The 19,463-nt window shown below is 59.3% G+C and carries 17 protein-coding genes; 12 read left to right on the forward strand and 5 right to left on the reverse strand.

The genetic code is table 11. The annotated features are described in order from the left end of the window. Positions 1-140: 140 nt before the first annotated feature. Entirely contained in the window at positions 141-1,634 is a 1,494-nt protein-coding gene (locus BK662_RS14045; RefSeq protein ID WP_123358561.1) for a CoA-acylating methylmalonate-semialdehyde dehydrogenase, read from the reverse strand. Positions 1,635-1,698: 64 nt separating this feature from the next. Next, on the reverse strand, positions 1,699-3,048 hold the full coding sequence (aptA, locus tag BK662_RS14050; protein ID WP_123358562.1) for an omega-aminotransferase AptA: 1,350 nt from the start codon (positions 3,046-3,048) through the stop codon (positions 1,699-1,701). Positions 3,049-3,187: 139 nt separating this feature from the next. Here aptA and BK662_RS14055 point away from each other — a divergent pair, with 139 nt between their 5' ends. From BK662_RS14055 to BK662_RS14080, 6 genes are all read left to right on the forward strand, one after another. After that, on the forward strand, positions 3,188-4,108 hold the full coding sequence (locus BK662_RS14055) for a LysR family transcriptional regulator (RefSeq protein WP_008006295.1): 921 nt from the start codon (positions 3,188-3,190) through the stop codon (positions 4,106-4,108). 213 nt (positions 4,109-4,321) lie between these two features. Beyond that, positions 4,322-4,972, forward strand: a complete 651-nt coding sequence (locus BK662_RS14060; RefSeq protein WP_038978834.1) for a TetR/AcrR family transcriptional regulator — start codon at positions 4,322-4,324, stop codon at positions 4,970-4,972. A gap of 7 nt (positions 4,973-4,979) precedes the next feature. Further along, a complete protein-coding gene (locus BK662_RS14065; RefSeq protein WP_123358563.1) occupies positions 4,980-5,561 on the forward strand; it encodes an IMPACT family protein in 582 nt (193 codons plus the stop codon). A gap of 588 nt (positions 5,562-6,149) precedes the next feature. Beyond that, complete coding sequence (locus BK662_RS14070; protein WP_123358564.1) at positions 6,150-7,715, forward strand: ABC transporter ATP-binding protein; 1,566 nt, start codon at positions 6,150-6,152, stop codon at positions 7,713-7,715. A gap of 11 nt (positions 7,716-7,726) precedes the next feature. Then, complete coding sequence (locus tag BK662_RS14075) at positions 7,727-8,833, forward strand: ABC transporter permease (protein WP_123358565.1); 1,107 nt, start codon at positions 7,727-7,729, stop codon at positions 8,831-8,833. Next, positions 8,833-9,759, forward strand: a complete 927-nt coding sequence (locus BK662_RS14080; protein ID WP_123358566.1) for an ABC transporter permease — start codon at positions 8,833-8,835, stop codon at positions 9,757-9,759. The genes BK662_RS14075 and BK662_RS14080 overlap by 1 nt, the downstream gene beginning before the upstream one ends. Positions 9,760-9,843: 84 nt before the next feature. Here BK662_RS14080 and BK662_RS14085 read toward each other — a convergent pair whose 3' ends face one another. Then, entirely contained in the window at positions 9,844-10,266 is a 423-nt protein-coding gene (locus BK662_RS14085) for a hypothetical protein (RefSeq protein WP_123358567.1), read from the reverse strand. Between the two features lie 82 nt (positions 10,267-10,348). Between BK662_RS14085 and BK662_RS14090 the strand changes: the two genes are divergently transcribed. From BK662_RS14090 to BK662_RS14100, 3 genes are all read left to right on the forward strand, one after another. Further along, on the forward strand, positions 10,349-10,699 hold the full coding sequence (locus tag BK662_RS14090; protein ID WP_123358810.1) for a MerR family transcriptional regulator: 351 nt from the start codon (positions 10,349-10,351) through the stop codon (positions 10,697-10,699). A gap of 25 nt (positions 10,700-10,724) precedes the next feature. Beyond that, positions 10,725-11,411, forward strand: a complete 687-nt coding sequence (locus tag BK662_RS14095) for an SDR family oxidoreductase (RefSeq protein ID WP_123358568.1) — start codon at positions 10,725-10,727, stop codon at positions 11,409-11,411. A gap of 255 nt (positions 11,412-11,666) precedes the next feature. Beyond that, entirely contained in the window at positions 11,667-13,025 is a 1,359-nt protein-coding gene (locus BK662_RS14100) for an 8-oxoguanine deaminase (RefSeq protein WP_123358569.1), read from the forward strand. Positions 13,026-13,145: 120 nt separating this feature from the next. Here the strand turns inward: BK662_RS14100 and BK662_RS14105 are convergent, their stop codons facing one another. Next, positions 13,146-14,234 (reverse strand): calcium:cation antiporter, encoded by a 1,089-nt coding sequence (locus tag BK662_RS14105; protein ID WP_123358570.1) that lies wholly within the window; start codon positions 14,232-14,234, stop codon positions 13,146-13,148. A gap of 296 nt (positions 14,235-14,530) precedes the next feature. Between BK662_RS14105 and BK662_RS14110 the strand changes: the two genes are divergently transcribed. From BK662_RS14110 to BK662_RS14120, 3 genes are all read left to right on the forward strand, one after another. Then, positions 14,531-15,613 carry a BMP family ABC transporter substrate-binding protein gene (locus BK662_RS14110; protein ID WP_123358571.1) on the forward strand — a complete coding sequence of 361 codons (1,083 nt, stop codon included), beginning with the start codon at positions 14,531-14,533 and terminating at the stop codon, positions 15,611-15,613. A 140-nt stretch (positions 15,614-15,753) separates the two neighbouring features. Continuing rightward, entirely contained in the window at positions 15,754-16,719 is a 966-nt protein-coding gene (locus BK662_RS14115) for a 2-oxoglutarate and iron-dependent oxygenase domain-containing protein (RefSeq protein WP_123358811.1), read from the forward strand. 81 nt (positions 16,720-16,800) lie between these two features. Continuing rightward, the gene (locus BK662_RS14120; protein WP_123358572.1) at positions 16,801-17,754 is read left to right on the forward strand and encodes an adenosine deaminase; all 954 of its coding nucleotides are present in this window, start codon (positions 16,801-16,803) and stop codon (positions 17,752-17,754) included. A 221-nt stretch (positions 17,755-17,975) separates the two neighbouring features. On the opposite strand, the gene BK662_RS14130 is transcribed toward BK662_RS14120, so the two are convergent. Next, the gene (locus BK662_RS14130) at positions 17,976-19,358 is read right to left on the reverse strand and encodes an MFS transporter (RefSeq protein ID WP_123358573.1); all 1,383 of its coding nucleotides are present in this window, start codon (positions 19,356-19,358) and stop codon (positions 17,976-17,978) included. Positions 19,359-19,463: the final 105 nt, after the last annotated feature.

Here is a 19,463-nt window from a genome sequence, read left to right on the forward strand (position 1 = left end):
TCGACTGCGCCGGAAGTGGGGCGAATTATAGACTTCCAGAATCTGCCGTCAACACCAATTTTCACATTTCTGTCATATAGGCCAAAAAAGCCCGAAAACACGAAGGCCGACCTCAAGAGGTCGGCCTTCTTCCCTTCTACTTACAAGCTAGGGAATGCGAACTGCGAAGCCTCATGGCTCGCTCGTTGCGGCCAGCGCTGGGTAATAGCCTTGCGACGAGTGTAGAAACGCACGCCATCCGGACCATACGCATGCAGATCGCCAAACAGCGAACGCTTCCAACCGCCAAAACTGTGATAAGCCACTGGCACCGGCAATGGCACGTTGACGCCGACCATGCCCACTTCAATCTCATCGCAGAACAACCGCGCCGCTTCCCCATCACGCGTGAAGATACAGGTGCCGTTGCCATACTCGTGATCGTTGATCAGTTGCATCGCCTCTTCCAGGCTGTTGACCCGAACGACGCACAGCACCGGACCGAAGATTTCTTCTTTATAGATGCGCATCTCTGGCGTGACGTTATCGAACAGGCAACCACCCAGGAAGAAACCTTCTTCATGACCGGCCACGCTCAGACCACGACCATCCACCACCAAGGTCGCACCTGCTGAAACGCCGTCTTCTATATAGCCACTGACTTTATCGCGAGCCTGACCGGAAACCAGCGGCCCCATATCCAGGCCACAGGTCATACCCGCACCGATTTTCAGCGCCTTGACCTGCGGCACCAGTTTGGCCACCAGCGCATCGGCCACCTGATCGCCGACGCACACGGCCACCGAGATCGCCATGCAGCGCTCACCGCACGAACCGTACGCCGCGCCCATCAGTGCGCTGACGGCGTTATCCAGATCCGCATCCGGCATTAATACCGCGTGGTTCTTCGCCCCGCCCAGCGCCTGGACGCGTTTGCCGCGCTTGGTGCCTTCGGCGTAAATGTATTCGGCAATCGGCGTCGAACCGACAAAGCTCAGCGCTTTGACTTCCGGCGCTTCAATCAAGGCATCCACCGCAACCTTGTCGCCATGCACCACACTCAGCACGCCTTTCGGCAGACCGGCTTCCAACAACAGCTGAGCAATCAGCAGCGTCGAGCTTGGATCGCGCTCGGACGGTTTCAGAATAAAGCAGTTGCCGCAGACGATCGCCAGCGGATACATCCACAGCGGCACCATGGCCGGGAAGTTGAACGGGGTAATACCGGCCACCACGCCCAATGGCTGGAAATCCGACCAGGCATCAATGTTCGGCCCTACGTTACGGCTGTACTCGCCCTTGAGAATTTCCGGTGCAGCACAGGCGAACTCGACGTTCTCGATCCCGCGCTTCAATTCACCGGCCGCATCTTCCAGGGTCTTGCCGTGCTCTTCGCTGATCAGTTGTGCAATGCGGGCTTCGTTCTGTTCCAGCAGTTGCTTGAAGCGGAACATCACCTGAGCACGCTTGGCCGGCGGAGTGTTACGCCAGGCCGGGAACGCAGCTTTGGCCGAATCGATGGCTTTTTGAATGGTTTCACGGCTGGCCAATGGCAGCTTGTGGATCGCCTGACCGGTGGACGGGTTGAACACGTCGGCCGTACGACCGTCTTCGGTCACCAGTTCGCCATTGATCAAATGCGGGATAAGGCTCATGCGGGGCTCCTGAAAAGTTGTCCACAGGCGCCCACTAAAGGACGCCTTTATATAGAAGGAAAAATCAGTCGATTTTGTTCAGCACTTCGCCGACCGCGTCGAACAAGCGATCGAGGTCTTGCGGCTTGCTGTTGAAGGTTGGGCCGAACTGCAGGGTGTCGCCGCCGAAGCGCACGTAGAACCCGGCTTTCCACAGAGCCATGCCGGCTTCGAACGGACGCACGATGGCATCGCCGTCGCGAGGTGCAATCTGGATGGCACCGGCCAACCCGTAGTTACGAATGTCGATGACGTTTTTCGAGCCCTTCAAACCATGCAACGCATTTTCGAAATGCGGTGCCACTTCCGCCACGCTCTGCACCAGGTTTTCCTTTTGCAGCAGGTCGAGTGCCGCCAGGCCCGCAGCGCAAGCCACCGGGTGCGCGGAATAGGTGTAGCCGTGCGGGAATTCCACTGCGTACTCAGGCGTCGCCTGGTTCATGAAGGTTTGGTAGATCTCGGAGCTGGCAATCACTGCACCCATCGGGATCGCGCCGTTGGTGACTTGCTTGGCAATGCACATCAGGTCAGGAGTCACGCCGAAGCTGTCGGCGCCGAACATCGAACCGGTACGACCGAAACCGGTGATCACTTCGTCGAACACCAGCAGGATATTGTGCTGATCGCAGATCTCGCGCAGACGCTTGAGGTAACCCTGCGGAGGAACCAGTACGCCAGCGGAGCCAGCCATTGGTTCGACGAATACCGCAGCAATGTTCGAGGCATCGTGCAGCTCGATCAGCTTGAGCAGTTCATCGGCCAGGGCGATACCACCTTGCTCCGGCATCCCACGGGAAAACGCATTGCTCGCCAGCAAAGTGTGCGGCAGGTGATCGACGTCCATCATCGCCTGACCGAACAGTTTGCGATTACCGCTCACGCCGCCGAGGCTGGTGCCGGCGATGTTCACGCCGTGATAACCACGAGCGCGACCGATCATTTTGGTTTTGGTGGCCTGGCCTTTCAGGCGCCAGTAAGCACGCACCATTTTCACCGCCGTGTCTGCACACTCGGAACCCGAGTCGGTGAAGAACACGTGATTCAGATTGCCCGGCGTCAGGTCGGTGATTTTCTCGGCCAACTGGAACGACAGTGGGTGACCGTACTGGAAGCCCGGCGAGTAATCGAGGGTGCCCAACTGTTTGGCCACCGCTTCCTGAATTTCCTTGCGGGTGTGCCCGGCGCCGCAGGTCCACAGACCCGAGAGCGAATCGTAGACCTTGCGGCCCTTGTCGTCTGTCAGCCAACTGCCTTCGGCTGCCACGATCAGTCGCGGGTCGCGCTGGAAATTGCGGTTCGCGGTGTAGGGCATCCAGTGAGCATCGAGCTTGAGCTGGCTGGCCAGGGAAGTCGGGGCGTTTTCAGGCACGTTCATGGGCAAAACCTCGCAGGGCAATAAGCGGCGTGGAGATGAAAAGCTTTCTTGCAGCTAAATTGCCACGGAGATAAAGTCGGTGAAATCCAACTTTTCTAACCTTCAGTCAGCCCGCTACTAAACTTTGAGTAAACAAAGCATGAGCAGCCGTCGTCCCGATCCGCTGGCGCAAGTCAGTGACTTTGATATCCGCCTGTTGCGGATTTTTCGCAGCGTCGTGGAATGCGGCGGTTTCTCCGCGGCAGAATCGGTGCTGGGGATCGGTCGCTCGGCGATCAGCCAGCAGATGAGCGATCTGGAGCAACGCCTCGGCCTGCGTCTGTGCCAACGCGGTCGTGCCGGTTTTTCCCTGACCGAAGAAGGCCGTGAGGTTTACCAATCGGCGTTGCAGCTATTAAGTGCGCTGGAAAGTTTCCGCACCGAGGTCAACGGCCTGCACCAACACTTGCGTGGCGAGTTGACCATCGGTCTGACCGACAATCTGGTTACCCTGCCCCACATGCGCATTACTCACGCCCTGGCGCAGTTGAAGGAGCGTGGTCCGGACGTGCAAATCCAGATCCGCATGATCGCGCCCAATGAAGTCGAACAAGGCGTGCTCGACGGTCGCTTGCATGTTGGCGTGGTGCCGCAAGCCAGTGCGCTATCGGGCCTGGAATATCAGCCGCTCTATAGCGAACGCTCGCTGCTGTATTGCGCGGTCGGCCATCCGTTGTTCTATGTCGACGACAAACAACTGGACGATGAACGCCTTAACAGCCAGGACGCCATCGCCCCGACCTTCCGCTTGCCCGCCGAGATCCAGGCCCACTATCAAGCGCTCAACTGCACCGCCAGTGCGTCGGATCGCGAAGGCATGGCATTTCTGATTCTGACCGGGCGCTACATCGGTTATCTGCCGGATCATTACGCCAGCCTCTGGGTGCAGCAGGGCCGATTGCGTGCACTGAAACCCAAGGCGCGTTTTTATGACCTGAGTCTGGCATCGGTCACCCGCAAGGGCCGTCGTCCCCACTTGGTGCTGGAAAGTTTTCTGGAGAGCCTGGCGGCGACGCGCTGAGAACTTGTGGGAACGGCGGTGCGGCGATCCGACTTGCTCGCGAAAAGGGAGTGTCAGTCAATATTTATGCAACTGACACACCGCCTTCGCAAGCAAGCCCGCTCCCACAGGGATTATGGTGTTCAGGTTTTATCGCAACAGGACTTGTCTGAGACCTGCGGGTGCGCTATCAACGCATCTGGTTGCACCCATCTACCCTGTTCGGAAGTGCCTATGACCTTTGAAGTCCCAGCCCACGGCGGCAAACCCGCCAGCCGCATTCGTCAGAAGAACGAAGAGACCATCATCAAAGCCGCCGAAGACGAGTTCGCCCGTCACGGGTTCAAAGGCACCAGCATGAACACCATCGCGCAGAATGCCGGGTTGCCCAAAGCGAATCTGCATTACTACTTCACCAACAAACTCGGTTTGTACGTGGCGGTGCTGAGTAACATCCTTGAATTGTGGGACAGCACCTTCAATACCCTGACCGTCGAGGATGATCCGGCAGAAGCATTGACGCGATACATCCGCGCAAAAATGGAATTCTCCCGGCGCCAGCCGCAGGCTTCGCGGGTCTTCGCCATGGAGGTCATCAGCGGCGGCGAATGCCTGAGCGCGCATTTCAACCAGGACTACCGCATCTGGTTTCAGGGCCGGGCCGCAGTGTTTCAGGCGTGGATCGACGCCGGCAAAATGGACCCGGTCGACCCGGTGCATCTGATCTTCCTGCTGTGGGGCAGCACCCAGCATTACGCCGATTTTGCCACGCAGATCTGCCGTGTCACCGGGCGCACCAAGTTGACCAAGCAAGACATGGAGGACGCCGGCAACAACCTGATCCGCATCATTCTCAAAGGCTGCGGCCTGACGCCTGCTATCTAAGACACCTATGCCTTTTACCCTCAGCGGCTTTTGCGAATACCGCGAAGAGATTCGCAAAAGCCGCTTCATCACCCTCGCCGGGCCAATCACTAGCGCAGTCGACGCCCAGGCGTTCATCGAGCAGCACAGTGATTTGAACGCCTCGCACAATTGCTGGGCCTGGAAACTCGGCGATCAATATCGCAGCAACGATGATGGCGAACCCGGCGGCACCGCTGGCCGACCGATTCTGGCAGCGATCGAAGCGCAGGATTGCGATCAGGTCGCGGTGCTGGTGATCCGCTGGTATGGCGGCATTCAACTGGGCACCGGCGGCCTCGCCCGGGCCTATGGCGGCGGTGCCAACAAATGCCTGCAAGGGGCACCGAAGGTCGAGCTGATCAGCCGGGTGCCGGTCAGTTGTGCCTGTGCGTTTGGCGAGTTGGCGCTGGTGAAGCTCCGGGTAGCGGAACTGGGCGGTTTGGTGGTGGAGGAAACCTTCACGGCCAATGGCGTGGAACTGCAATTGGCGATCGGCGAGGGGCAAATAGCGACCTTGCAGATGCAACTGGCGGATTTGAGTCGCGGGCGCATTTTGTTGCAGCAATAAAAGATCAAAAGATCAAAAGATCGCAGCTTGCGGCAGCTCCTACGCGCCTGTGGGCGCTGCGATCTTTTGGGGCGCCCCGATTTGCCCTGCCTTCGATACTTGCCCACATCTGCTGTGTACCCGGCTGTGGATAACCTGAGCACATTCTGCTGTAACCCTTCTGTCATGCGGCTTTGCGGGCTTTGCTCATTTTTCATCCAAATCCCGAGCAACAACATTTATTCCATGCAAAAACAATCAGTTAGAGCGGTTTATCGCCATTAGAAGAAAGCCCCTCAGTGCTTATACCCCTCCAGTCGGCTTGCGCACAAATACTGTGGAACAACCTGTGGATAACCCGTTCATGGCTGGCGCAGCCCCAAGTCCGACATAGCTTGCAGGGTATTGCTCGTTTTTTGATCAATTCACCGCGCGCAAAACCAGAGCCTGATCAAAGAACGTGCCCTCAAGTGGTGCCTGATTCGGAATTGGAATATGACGGGGCATCCTCCACAACGCCTATGCCAGCAAGGCTTTGCCGATTTCCTGACTCAATGGCCAGGAAATTGCTTTATCCCCAGGTATAACTTCTGTCGACCTGAGCCTGTCATGTCCAACCCCGTGCCGATCCTCGATCAAATACCCCGCCTGCAATTGCGCAGAATCAGCAAACGTTATCCCGGTTGCCTGGCCAACGATGCCATCGACTTGAGCATTGCGCCCGGTGAAATCCACGCCCTGCTCGGCGAAAACGGTGCGGGCAAAAGTACCCTGATGAAGATCATCTACGGCGTCACTCACGCCGACTCAGGGGAAATGATCTGGCAGGGCCAGCGCGTGACCATGCGCAATCCGGCCCAGGCTCGCGGCCTCGGGATTGGCATGGTGTTCCAGCATTTCTCGCTGTTCGAAACCCTGAGCGTGGCGCAGAACATCGCGCTGGCAATGGGCGCTGCGGCAGGAACACCGAAGCAGCTTGAGCCGAAGATTCGTGAAGTGTCCCAACGCTACGGCATGGCCCTGGAACCAGAGCGACTTGTCCACAGCCTGTCCATCGGCGAGCGTCAGCGGGTGGAAATCATTCGCTGCCTGATGCAAGACATCCGCCTATTGATTCTCGATGAGCCGACGTCGGTACTGACTCCGCAAGAGGCCGACGAATTGTTTGTCACTTTGCGTCGACTGGCCGCCGAGGGCTGCAGCATTCTGTTTATCAGCCACAAGCTCGGCGAAGTGCGCGCGTTGTGCCACAGCGCCACGGTGTTGCGCGGTGGCCGGGTGGCCGGGCATTGCGTGCCGGCCGAGTGTTCGGACCGGCAACTGGCGCAATTGATGGTTGGTGAAGCCGCCGAGCTGATCACCGAGTATCCAAAGGTCATTGGCGCTGCTGCGTTTTTGAACGTGACGGGGTTGTCCTGGCACAACCCGGACCCGTTCGGCTGCTCTCTGAAGAATATTGATTTCGACGTGCGCAGCGGCGAAATCGTAGGAGTCGCCGGGGTGGCCGGCAATGGTCAGGATGAGTTGCTGGCCTTGCTCAGTGGTGAAGAACGGTTGCCCCGCGATGACAGCGCAACGATCAGTTTCGGCGGGCAACCGGTGGCCCATTTGCGGCCGGATGCACGACGCAAACTTGGCTTGGCGTTCGTCCCCGCCGAGCGTCTGGGCCATGGCGCGGTGCCGGAGCTGAGCCTGGCAGATAACGCCCTGCTCACCGCCTTTCAACAAGGGTTGGTCAGCAACGGTCTGATCCAGCGCGGCAAGGTCGAAGCGCTGGCCGAAGACATCATTCGCCGCTTCGGGGTCAAGACACCCGATGCCCAGGCACCGGCTCGCAGCCTGTCCGGCGGCAACTTGCAGAAATTCATCCTCGGCCGGGAGATCCTTCAGCAGCCTAAATTGCTGGTGGCCGCGCACCCGACCTGGGGCGTGGACGTCGGCGCAGCCGCGACCATTCACCGGGCGTTGATTGCCTTGCGCGACGCTGGCGCGGCGATTCTGGTGATCTCTGAAGACCTCGACGAACTGTTCCAGATCAGCGACCGCCTCGGCGCCCTGTGCGGCGGTCTGCTATCGCCATTGCAGGCCACCGTCGACACCCGCCTGAGCGACGTCGGCGGCTGGATGGCCGGCCAGTTCGTCGCCCCTCAATCACCTGCCCCCGTAGCGCTTTAACGGAGTTTCACATGCTGCTTTCTCTCGAACCCCGTGGCCAGCAATCGCGCCTGATGTTGTGGTGCTCACCCTTGCTGGCGGCCGTGTTGACGCTGGGCTGTGGCTCAATGCTGTTTATCGCGCTAGGCCACGATCCGTTGCTGACCTTGCACACGTTGCTGATTGCACCGATCAGCGACTTGTACGGCGTCTCCGAATTGTTGGTCAAAGCGTTGCCGATTCTGCTCTGCGCATTGGGCCTGGCGGTGGCGTATCAGGCGCGGATCTGGAACATCGGCGCCGAAGGTCAGTTGTTGCTCGGCGCCCTCGCCGGCAGTGCGTTGGCAGTGAACATTATCGAGATGCAAAGTCGCTGGGCGCTGGTGCTAATCCTGGTGGTCGGCACCTTGGCCGGCGCCGCGTGGGCCGGGCTGACGGCGTGGTTGCGCACGCGCTTCAACGCCAATGAAATCCTCACCAGCATCATGCTCAATTACATCGCCCTGAACCTGCTGCTGTTCTGCGTCCACGGACCGCTGAAGGACCCGGCCGGGTTCAACTTTCCAGAGTCGGCGATGTTCGGCGATGCCAGTCGACTGCCGCTGTTGATGGAGGACGGTCGGGTTCATGCCGGTGTGTATTTCGCCTTGCTCGCGCTGGTGGCGGTGTGGGTGTTGCTGCAGAAAAGCTTTGTCGGGTTTCAGATCAAAGTGCTCGGGCTGGACAAGCGCGCCGCCGGTTTCGTCGGCTTTCGTGAGAAGCGGCTGATCTGGTTGGCGCTGTTGATCAGCGGCGGTTTGGCGGGGCTGGCCGGCGTGTGCGAAGTCACCGGGCCGATCGGCCAACTGGTGCCGCAGGTCTCGCCGGGTTACGGCTATGCGGCGATCACTGTGGCGTTTCTCGGGCGACTGAATCCCATCGGCATTCTGTTTTCCAGCCTGTTGATGGCGCTGCTGTACATCGGTGGCGAGAGCGCGCAGATGAGCATGAACCTGCCGCAAGCCATCACTCAATTGTTCCAGGGGATGATGCTGTTTTTCCTGCTGGCCAGTGACGTACTGATTCTCTACCGACCGCGTTTGAACTTGCTCTGGGTACGACGCACTTCGACCACCGCCGTACACGCAGGAGCCTTGTGATGGATATCGATCTGCTGAGCAATATTTTCTACGCCATGGTCCGTTGCGGTACGCCGTTGTTGCTGGTGGCGCTGGGCGAGCTGATTTGCGAAAAGAGTGGCGTCCTCAATCTCGGGCAGGAAGGCATGATGCTGTTTGGCGCGGTGATCGGTTTTATCGTCGCGCTGAACAGCGGCAATCTCTGGCTCGGCGTGTTGCTGGCAATGCTCGCCGGGATGCTGTTGTCGTCGCTGTTTTCCTTGGTGGCACTGGTGTTCAACGCCAATCAAGTGGCGACCGGGTTGGCGCTGACGATCTTCGGCGTGGGCCTGTCGACCTTTGTCGGCGCAGCGTGGGTTGGTAAACCGTTGGCGGGTTTTGAGCCGGTGGCGATTCCGTTGTTGAGTGAAATCCCGCTGATCGGGCGGATGCTGTTTGCCCAGGACTTGTTGGTGTATCTGTCGTTCGCGCTGTTCACGTTAGTGGCTTGGTTGATTCTGAAAAGTCGCGTCGGGTTGATTATTCAGGCGGTCGGCGAAAACCCGGACGCGGCCAGCGCCATGGGCTTGCCGGTGTTGCGCGTGCGTACGCTGGCGGTGCTGTTTGGCGGGGCAATGGCGGGGTTGGCCGGAGCTTATCTGTCCCTGGCGTACACGCCGATGTGGGCGGAAAACATGAGCGCCGGTCGTGGCTGGATTGCCTTGGCGCTGGTGGTGTTTGCCAGTTGGCGGGTATGGCGATTGCTGCTCGGGGCGTATCTGTTCGGGCTCGCCAGCATCCTGCATTTGGTGGCGCAGGGGTTGGGGCTGGCGATTCCGTCGAGCCTGCTGGCGATGCTGCCGTATGTCGCGACCATTGTGGTGTTGGTGCTGTTGTCCCGGGATGCCGTGCGCACACGGTTGTATGCGCCGGTTTCGTTGGGGCAGCCGTGGCAGGCCGGGCATTAGTGGTTGCCTGCACGGGCCTTATCCCGAGCAGGCTCGGTCCCACAGTTGACCGAGTCGAATCGGATTTTTGTGATGAATACAAATCTACTGTGGGAGCGAGCCTGCTCGCGATGGCTGCCGCACTGGCATCACCTGAACAACGCCCCACGCCAATTCAAAGACCAAGAAAACAACCAGCAATGAACTGGCGCCGTGGAGCAAGGCATACAGCTGCCAAGCCGAAAACAGAAACCGCCCCACCGCGTCATACCGCCCAAACACCTGCTGCGGATCACGAATCCGCAGCACCGCCCAGACACACACAATCGAACCCAACAAATTCGCCATCAGCATGTGCATCGGCTCGAACGACGGTAGCTCACCAGGCAGATTGAAAGCCTGACTCACGCTCAACAACACACCATGCAACGCCGCAAAACTCCACGGTGTCACAAAAGCAGCGGTCACGATCAGGTCGTACCACGCACTGCCACGCACCACTTGACGATATTGCGTTGAAGTCCACATCGGCATTGCTCCATAAATTCAGGGAGCAACAAGGCTAAAGCCTGGAGTATGCTCCAGGGTCAAGCCCTCTCGAGACGTCATGATGCGCATCGGTGAATTAGCCCTGGCCAGCGCTGTGAGCCGCGACACGCTGCGCTTCTACGAGCAGCGCGGACTGATTGCGGCGCAACGCAGTGCCAACGGTTATCGCGACTATCCGGCGGAGATGGTGCAACTGGTGCTGTACATCAAGACCGCTCAGCGGTTGGGCTTTACCCTTGGCGAGATCGGCAGCAGCGTCGCCGCGTTGTGGCAGGCACCCGACCCAGCCAATGCCATTACCCAGCTGCTGCAAGACAAACTGAACCTGATCGAAACCCGCATGGCCGAGCTCGATGTCTTGCGTCAGGAACTGCAACATCGGCTCGGTCAACGTTGTCCTTTAAATCCGTGATTCTCATCCATCAAGGAAGCCATTCATGTCTACGGTAAAAACCGCACTCATCATCGGTGCCTCCCGAGGCTTGGGCCTCGGTCTGGTGAAAACGCTGCTGGCCGACGGTTGGCAAGTCACCGCCACCGTGCGCAACCCGCAGAGCGCCGAAGCCTTGCAAGCGTTGGGCAAGGTGCGGATCGAAAAACTCGACATGGACGATCAGCAAGCGGTCATCGCCCTGAGCCAACAACTCAAGAATGAAGTGTTCGACCTGTTGTTCGTGAATGCCGGGGTCAAGGGCCCGGAGGTCCAGACGCCGGGCGGCGCGACGTTGGCCGAGGTCGGTCAATTGTTCTTCACCAACGCCGTGGCGCCGATCAATCTGGCCCAGCGTTTTGTCGGGCAGATTCGTGAAGACAGCGGCGTGCTGGCGTTCATGAGTTCGGTGCTGGGCAGCGTGACCATGCCCGACGCGCCGGAGCTGGCGCTGTACAAGGCCAGCAAAGCGGCGCTGAACTCCATGACCAACAGCTTCGTCACCCAATTGGGTGAACAGAAACTCACCGTGCTGTCGCTGCATCCGGGTTGGGTGAAGACTGATATGGGCGGTGAAGGCGCGGACATTGATGTGGAAACCAGCACCCGCGGGCTGATCGATCAGGTGAATGCGTATGCCGGCAAGGGTGGACATCATTTTGTGAACTACAGGGGTGAGACCATTCCCTGGTAATCACCACATTCCCCTGTGGGAGCGAGCCTGCTCGCGATAGCGGTCTGACATTCAAAATTAATGCTGAATGCAATGGCCCCATCGCGAGCAGGCTCGCTCCCACAGGGGTTTCGCGTTGTCCTGTCGGGCCGGGCTTGCCCGCGAAGCTTTTTTGTTCGAAACTCCGCACCTCGCCCCCGTGGCGACCCTGGATCAGCAGACAGGGCAACACTGAGCTGGCAACCCTGAACCCAACTTTCAGAGGAGCCGGCCACCATGCCTGCGACCCGTACCTGGTTAAAAAATCCCCTCGCCATTTTCACAGCCAACACGCTCGATGCCCGTGGCGGTCTGGTGCTGCAAGACGGTTTGATCGTCGAAGTGCTCAGCGCCGGCCAGCAACCCTCCGCGCCCTGTGACCACGTTTTCGATGCTCGCGAACACGTGATCCTGCCGGGGCTGATCAACACCCATCACCACTTCTATCAAACCCTGACCCGTGCCTGGGCGCCGGTGGTTAATCAGCCGTTGTTCCCGTGGTTGAAAACCCTCTATCCAGTCTGGGCTCGTCTCACCCCTGAAAAACTTGCCCTCGCTACGAAAGTCGCGTTGGCCGAGTTGCTGCTGTCCGGTTGCACCACCGCGGCCGATCACCATTACCTGTTTCCGGAAGGCCTGGAAAACGCGATCGATGTGCAGGTCGAGAGTGTTCGCGAACTGGGCATGCGCGCCATGCTCACTCGCGGTTCCATGAGTCTCGGCGAAAAAGACGGCGGCCTGCCTCCGCAGCAAACCGTCCAGGAAGGCGAAGTGATCCTCGACGACAGCCAACGCTTGATTGCCGCGTACCACGAGCGTGGTGATGGTGCGCAGATTCAAATCGCCCTGGCGCCGTGCTCACCGTTCTCGGTGACCCCGGAAATCATGTCCGCCAGCGCCGAACTGGCGAACACCCTCGACGTGCGCCTGCACACGCACCTGGCAGAAACCCTCGATGAGGAAGACTTCTGCCTGCAACGCTTCGGCCTGCGTACTGTCGATTATCTGGACAGCGTCGGCTGGCTCGGGCCGCGTACCTGGCTGGCCCACGGCATTCATTTCAACCCCGACGAAATCGTCCGTCTCGGCGCGGCCGGCACGGGTATTTGCCATTGCCCGAGTTCGAACATGCGCCTGGCCTCCGGCATTTGCCCGACGCTGGACCTGACCGCTGCGGGTGCGTTGCTGGGTCTGGGTGTGGACGGTTCGGCGTCCAACGATGCGTCGAACATGATCCTCGAAACCCGTCAGGCGCTGTACATCCAGCGGCTGCGTTATGGCGCGCAAAAGATTACGCCGGAATTGGTACTGGGCTGGGCGACCAAGGGCTCGGCGAGTTTGCTCGGGCGCAGCGATATCGGTGAACTGGCGGTGGGCAAGCAGGCGGATCTGGCGCTGTTCAAACTGGATGAACTGCGCTTCTCCGGCAGCCATGATCCGGTGTCGGCGCTGCTGCTGTGCGGCGCGGATCGGGCGGACCGGGTGATGATCGGCGGAAAGTGGCGGGTGATCGATGGTCAGGTTGAGGGGTTGGATCTGAAAGGGTTGATTGCCGATCATAGCCAGGCGGCTCGGCAGTTGATCAGCGGCGTCTGATACGACACCTGTCCCATGTGGGAGCGAGCCTGCTCGCGATGACGGAGTGTCAGTCGGATCAATGGTGCCTGACACACCGCCATCGCGAGCAGGCTCGCTCCCACAGTGGCTTGTGGTGTTTCAGAGGCCCAACAACGACAACATGATGAACGTCGCAAACAGCACAAAGTGGGTCATGCCTTCGATGGCATTAGTTTCGCCATCGTTGAGGTTGATCGCGCTGACGATCAGGGTGATGAAGATCATCACGGTTTGCACCGGGGTCATCGCCATCTGAAATGGCTGGCCAGTGTAGAGCGCCATCGCTTCCATCACCGGCACCGTCAGGATCACCGTCGATAGCGATGCACCCATGGCGATGTTGACCACCGACTGCATGCGATTGGCCAATGCCGCCCGCAACGCGGTCAGAATCTCCGGCGCCGCGGAAATTGCCGCCACCAGAATCGCCGTGATCACCGGCGGTGCGCCTGTTCCTTCCAGGCCCAGATCGAGGGTCTTGGACATGACTTCGGCCAATGCGCCGATCACCACCACGCCAAACACCAACGTGCCGATGCTCAACGCCAGATTGATCGGTTCGGGCTCTTCGTCCGGTTCCTTCCTGCGACGTTTTTCCGGGTAGCTGTAGCTGAAGAAATAACTGTGCGGCCCGACCTGCATGCGCAGGAACAAGGCGTAGAGCACGACCATCGCGCCGATGGTGAAGGCTGAATAGAGTTTCCAGTTGGCCTCGGGAATGAACTCCGGCACCACCATGGAAACGCCCATGGCGGTTAGGATCATCACGCTGTAGCTGCGCGCCGAATCGTCGTTGTAAGACTGTTCACCGTGCTTGAGCCCGCCCATCAACGCGGCCAGGCCGAGGATGCCGTTGATGTCGAGCATCACCGCTGAATAAATCGTGTCGCGAACCAGCGTTTTTGAGGCTTCGTTACTCATCATGATCGCCAGGATCACCACTTCCACCAATACCGCTGCCAGGGTCAGGATCATCGTGCCGTAAGGGTCGCCGACTTTTTCAGCGAGCAGCTCGGCTTGATGGGCGACGCGCATCGAGGCGGCGACGATGAATGCGATCAGTACCAGGCCGGCGGTCAGTGCGATGGTCTGGCCGCTGTGCAGCAGCCAGTGCTCCATCGGGTAGGCGACGAAGGCGGCGATCAGGGCCAGCAGCAGAAACTTTTCTTGCTTGAGGAGTGTGAGCATCGCGGACCTTTTGCCGAACGGAGCGAAATCGGCGTGATGAGCTACTGACTGCGGGGCGGCGCCAACGTTTCGTTACACCTTAGCGCACCAGTGGATGGCGTGGATTGGTGAGGGCGCACCGGGATGGTTCTGTGGTGAATTGAACATCAAAAGATCGCAGCCTGCGGCAGCTCCTACAGGGGTACGCGAAATCATGTAGGAGCTGCCGCAGGCTGCGATCTTTTGATTTTGTTGTCCTGTTGGTCAGCAATTTGCATTGCCCTCCTCCATCTCACAACAAAATGGAGTTCCAGTTCATGCATAACCGTCCGTTGAAGCAGCTGCTTTGCGCTGTCGCCGCAGCCATCGGTCTGAGCGCCAGCCTGACCGCGAGTGCCGCCGACCCGCTGAAAGTCGGCTTCGTCTATATCGGTCCGATCGGTGACCACGGCTGGACGTATCAGCATGAACAGGGACGCAAGGCGCTGGCTGAGAAATTCGGCGAGCAGATCACCACCAACTACGTGGAGAACGTCGCCGAGGGCGCCGATGCCGAGCGGGTGATCCGTAACATGGCCAAGGACAAGTACGACCTGATCTTCACCACGTCTTTTGGCTACATGAACCCGACCCTGAAAGTCGCCAAGCAATTTCCCAAGGTGACTTTCGAACACGCCACCGGCTACAAGCAGGACAAGAACCTTGGCACTTACCTGGCGCGCACTTACGAGGGTCGCTATGTCGGCGGTTTCCTTGCGGCGAAGATGACCAAGACCAAGAAAATCGGCTACGTCGCTTCTTTCCCGATTCCGGAAGTGATCCGCGACATCAACGCCATTCAACTGGCCCTGAACAAGTACAACCCTGGCACCGAGATCAAAGTGGTGTGGGTCAATTCATGGTTCGACCCGGGCAAGGAAGCCGACGCCGCCAATGCGCTGATCGACCAGGGCGTGGACGTGGTGTTCCAGCACACCGACAGCCCGGCACCGATCCAGGCGGCCGAACGGCGCGGCGTGTATGCCGTCGGTTATGCATCGGACATGGCGCACTTCGGGCCGAAAGCGGTGCTGACGTCTATCGTCAACGACTGGGGGCCGCATTACATTCAGGCGACCCAAAGCGTGCTCGACCACACATGGAAATCCCAGGATTACTGGGGCGGTCTGAAGGAAGGCACGGTTGAGCTGCCGATCAGCGACCTGGTGCCGGCTGCGGTGAAAACCGAAGCCGAGCAGATCATTGCCGACATCAAGAGCGGTGCCCTGCATCCGTTCAGCGGGCCGATCAAGGATCAGGCCGGCGTGGAGAAAATTCCGGCGGGCGCGACGGCAACCAATACAGAACTGGCGTCGATGAACTACTACGTCGAAGGGATGAAGGCCGAGATACCGAAGTGACTTAGCCAGACACGAAACCCCGTGGGAGCGAGCCTGCTCGCGATGAAGCCATTACATTCAGCATCAATGTTGAATGTAAGTCCGCTATCGCGAGCAGGCTCGCTCCCACAATGGATTTTCAGCGTTCTGAAGGACTGCGCATGAACCAACTCCCAATCATCGACATCAGCCCGCTCTACAGCGCTGATCAAAATGCCTGGCAGTCGATCGCCACACAAATCGACCATGCCTGCCGCGAATGGGGCTTCTTCTATATCAAGGGTCACCCGATCGCCCCGTCGCGTATCGATGCCGTGCTCGACCATGCCCAACGTTTCTTCGCCCTGCCCACCGCCGAAAAACTCAAGATCGACATCACCCAGACCCGCCACCACCGCGGCTATGGCGCCATCGCCACCGAGCAACTCGACCCGAGCAAACCCAGCGATCTGAAAGAAACCTTCGACATGGGCCTGCACCTGCCGGCCGATCATCCCGAGGTTATTGCGGAAAAACCTTTGCGCGGTCCCAATCGTCATCCGTCGATGCCCGGCTGGGAATCGCTGATGGAGCAACACTACGTCGACATGCAGGCGCTCGCTCAAACCCTGCTGCGGGCCACGACCCTGGCGCTGGGCATTGAGCGTGATTTCTTCGATTCCCGTTTCAAAGAACCGGTCAGTGTCCTGCGGATGATTCATTACCCGCCGCGCCATACTGCCAGCACCAAAGATCAGCAAGGTGCCGGCGCTCACACCGATTACGGCTGCATCACCCTGCTCTACCAGGATGCCGCTGGCGGTCTGCAAGTGCGCAACGTGCAGGGCGAATGGATCGATGCGCCGCCGATCGAAGGCACGTTCGTGGTCAACCTCGGCGACATGATGGCGCGCTGGAGCAACGACCGTTACCTGTCGACGCCGCACCGGGTGATCAGCCCGCTTGGGGTGGACCGGTACTCGATGCCGTTCTTTGCCGAACCGCATCCCGACACCGTCATTGAATGCCTGCCCGGTTGCCAGGACGATCAGCATCCGGCGAAATATCCTTCCACCACCTGCGCCGAGTTCCTGCTGTCGCGCTTTGCCGATACCTACGCCTATCGACGGGAACAGGAAACCGTGTAATGAACCGGCTGGTCAGGTTTTGCTCATTGTTTCTGCGGGCATCTGTAGAATGCCCTCATTGCACCTGATGAGATTTCAAAAATGTACGACTGGCTGAACGCTCTGCCCAAGGCAGAATTGCACTTGCACCTGGAAGGTTCGCTGGAACCTGAGCTGCTGTTCGCCCTGGCCGAACGCAACAAGATCGCCCTGCCGTGGAGCGACGTTGAAACCCTGCGCAAGGCTTACGCCTTCAATAACCTGCAAGAGTTTCTCGACCTGTATTACCAGGGCGCCGACGTGTTGCGCACGTCTCAGGATTTCTACGACCTGACCTGGGCCTACTTGTTGCGCTGCAAGGCGCAGAACGTGATTCATACCGAACCGTTCTTCGACCCACAAACCCACACCGACCGTGGCATCCCGTTCGAAGTAGTGCTCAACGGCATCGCGGCCGCACTGAAGGATGGCGAGCAGCAGCTGGGCATCACCAGCGGTTTGATCCTCAGTTTCCTGCGTCACTTGAGCGAAGACGAAGCGCAGAAAACCCTCGACCAGGCGCTGCCATTCCGCGATGTGTTTGTCGCCGTGGGCCTGGACAGTTCGGAGATGGGTCACCCGCCGAGCAAGTTCCAGCGGGTGTTCGATCGTGCGCGCAACGAAGGCTTCCTGACCGTGGCGCACGCCGGTGAAGAAGGCCCGCCCGAGTACATCTGGGAAGCCCTCGACCTGCTGAAAATCCAGCGCATCGACCATGGCGTGCGCGCCATCGAAGACGAGCGCTTGATGCAGCGGATCATCGACGAGCAGATCCCGCTGACCGTGTGCCCGTTGTCGAACACCAAACTCTGCGTGTTCGATCACATGTCCCAGCACAATATTCTCGACATGCTCGAGCGCGGGGTTAAGGTCACAGTGAACTCCGATGACCCGGCCTACTTCGGCGGGTATGTCACCGAGAACTTCCACGCGCTGTATACCGATCTGGGCATGACCCAGGATCAGGCCAAGCGCCTGGCGCAGAACAGCCTGGATGCGCGGTTGGTGAAACCTTAAAATCAAAAGATCGCAGCCTTCGGCAGCTCCTACAGGTGTACACATAACCTTGTAGGACCTGCCGAAGGCTGCGATCTTTTTTTGCATCTACCCCACAATAGAAATCACCGCACAACCCATGTGGGAGCGGGCTTGCTCGCGAAGGCGGCGTGTCAGTCAACGATGATGTCGACTGGCATACCGCTTTCGCGAGCAAGCCCGCTCCCACATTTAATCGGTGATTAATTGATAATCACCGGCTCACTCAACTCTTCCAACGTCTTGCCCCGGGTCTCCATCCCGAACATCCACACTACCCCCGCCGCAATCGCAAAACACATCGCCCCCAGCGCAAACACTCCGCCCTGCCCGGTCATCGGGAATACCAGCCCGGTCACTAATGGCCCGAGCAACGACCCCACGCGGCCGATCGCTGACGCGAATCCCGAGCCCGTGGCGCGTGCCGACGTCGGGTACAACTCAGGGGTGTAGGTGTAGAGCACCGCCCACATGCCGAACAGAAAGAACTGCATCAACAGCCCCGAGGTAATCAACAGACTGACGTTGCCGCCGAATACCGCACTCTGGCCGTAAAGAAACGCCATGACCCCGCCGCCGAGCATCGTCACGACGCACACTGGTTTACGCCCCCAACGCTCTACCAGCCAGGCAGCCATGAGGAAACCGGGAATCCCGCCGAGGGAAATCAGCACCGTGTAATACACCGACTGGGTCACGGCGAAACCCGATTGTTGCAGCAGCGCGCTGAGCCAGGACGTCAGGCCATAGAAACCCAGCAAGGCGAAGAACCACACGCTCCAGATCATCATCGTGCGCTGACGATATTGCGGCGACCAGATCTCCCGCAGCGCAGAGAAGAAAGTGCCCGGTTGACTCGCCACCCGGGGCAGGCGAATCGGGGCAGGCAAATCCGCACGGCCCAGTGAAGCCCGAACTCGATCTTCGATGCCGCGCAAGACCTTATCCGCCACGTCATGATGCCCGGCCTGCTCCAGCCAGCGCGGTGACTCGGGAATGAAAAAACGAATCGCCAGGACGAACACCGCCGGCACCGCCAACACCAGAAAGATGTCGCGCCAGCCAATCACCGGCAACAGGAAGTACGACAGCACCCCCGCTGCGACGAAACCGAGCGGCCAAAAACCATCCATCAACGCGATGTAACGCCCACGCCTCTTGGCCGGAATCAGCTCGGACAGCATCGACTGCGCAATCGGAAACTCCATGCCCATGCCGATCCCCAACAGGACTCGGAATAGCGTCAGCGTTTCGACGTTCTGCGCCGTGGAGCACAGGTAGCTGGCGATGCCCCACAGCACAATGCTCCACTGGAACACCGGTTTGCGTCCGAAGCGGTCGGCCAACATACCGGACAGCGATGCGCCCATGACCATGCCGAAGAAACTCGAACTGGCCAGCAATCCGGCCTGCGCCGTGCTCAGGCCGAACTCGGTTTTGATCGAGCCGAGCAGAAAGGTCATCATCGCCAAATCCATGGAGTCGAAGAAAAACGCCAGGGCAATGATGATGAAAATGATGCGGTGATAACCGCTGACGGGCAGCCGTTCCAATCGTTCTGCCGCGCTGAAGCTTCGTGTTTCCATGCCATATTCCCCCAATCCTGAAAGTCCCCGGATCGAGTGTGCGCGATAGCGGTTGGGGATTATTGCTGGATGCGACCTGTCCACAGCTCTGAACGACGCCTGAAA

It is taken from the genome of Pseudomonas frederiksbergensis (assembly GCF_003732275.1).
Classification (GTDB): Bacteria; Pseudomonadota; Gammaproteobacteria; order Pseudomonadales; family Pseudomonadaceae; genus Aquipseudomonas; species Aquipseudomonas frederiksbergensis_H.

What these genes read in the sequence shown, in the direction of transcription:
- BK662_RS14075 (WP_123358565.1), top strand. Translation starts at nt 7,727, where the DNA reads ATGCTGCTTTCTCTCGAACCCCGTGGCCAGCAATCGCGCCTGATGTTG.
- BK662_RS14130 (WP_123358573.1), bottom strand. Translation starts at nt 19,358, where the DNA reads ATGGAAACACGAAGCTTCAGCGCGGCAGAACGATTGGAACGGCTGCCC.
- aptA (WP_123358562.1), bottom strand. Translation starts at nt 3,048, where the DNA reads ATGAACGTGCCTGAAAACGCCCCGACTTCCCTGGCCAGCCAGCTCAAG.
- BK662_RS14080 (WP_123358566.1), top strand. Translation starts at nt 8,833, where the DNA reads ATGGATATCGATCTGCTGAGCAATATTTTCTACGCCATGGTCCGTTGC.
- BK662_RS14085 (WP_123358567.1), bottom strand. Translation starts at nt 10,266, where the DNA reads ATGTGGACTTCAACGCAATATCGTCAAGTGGTGCGTGGCAGTGCGTGG.
- BK662_RS14105 (WP_123358570.1), bottom strand. Translation starts at nt 14,234, where the DNA reads ATGCTCACACTCCTCAAGCAAGAAAAGTTTCTGCTGCTGGCCCTGATC.
- BK662_RS14115 (WP_123358811.1), top strand. Translation starts at nt 15,754, where the DNA reads ATGAACCAACTCCCAATCATCGACATCAGCCCGCTCTACAGCGCTGAT.
- BK662_RS14045 (WP_123358561.1), bottom strand. Translation starts at nt 1,634, where the DNA reads ATGAGCCTTATCCCGCATTTGATCAATGGCGAACTGGTGACCGAAGAC.
- BK662_RS14110 (WP_123358571.1), top strand. Translation starts at nt 14,531, where the DNA reads ATGCATAACCGTCCGTTGAAGCAGCTGCTTTGCGCTGTCGCCGCAGCC.
- BK662_RS14095 (WP_123358568.1), top strand. Translation starts at nt 10,725, where the DNA reads ATGTCTACGGTAAAAACCGCACTCATCATCGGTGCCTCCCGAGGCTTG.
- BK662_RS14090 (WP_123358810.1), top strand. Translation starts at nt 10,349, where the DNA reads ATGCGCATCGGTGAATTAGCCCTGGCCAGCGCTGTGAGCCGCGACACG.
- BK662_RS14065 (WP_123358563.1), top strand. Translation starts at nt 4,980, where the DNA reads ATGCCTTTTACCCTCAGCGGCTTTTGCGAATACCGCGAAGAGATTCGC.
- BK662_RS14055 (WP_008006295.1), top strand. Translation starts at nt 3,188, where the DNA reads ATGAGCAGCCGTCGTCCCGATCCGCTGGCGCAAGTCAGTGACTTTGAT.
- BK662_RS14120 (WP_123358572.1), top strand. Translation starts at nt 16,801, where the DNA reads ATGTACGACTGGCTGAACGCTCTGCCCAAGGCAGAATTGCACTTGCAC.
- BK662_RS14070 (WP_123358564.1), top strand. Translation starts at nt 6,150, where the DNA reads ATGTCCAACCCCGTGCCGATCCTCGATCAAATACCCCGCCTGCAATTG.
- BK662_RS14060 (WP_038978834.1), top strand. Translation starts at nt 4,322, where the DNA reads ATGACCTTTGAAGTCCCAGCCCACGGCGGCAAACCCGCCAGCCGCATT.
- BK662_RS14100 (WP_123358569.1), top strand. Translation starts at nt 11,667, where the DNA reads ATGCCTGCGACCCGTACCTGGTTAAAAAATCCCCTCGCCATTTTCACA.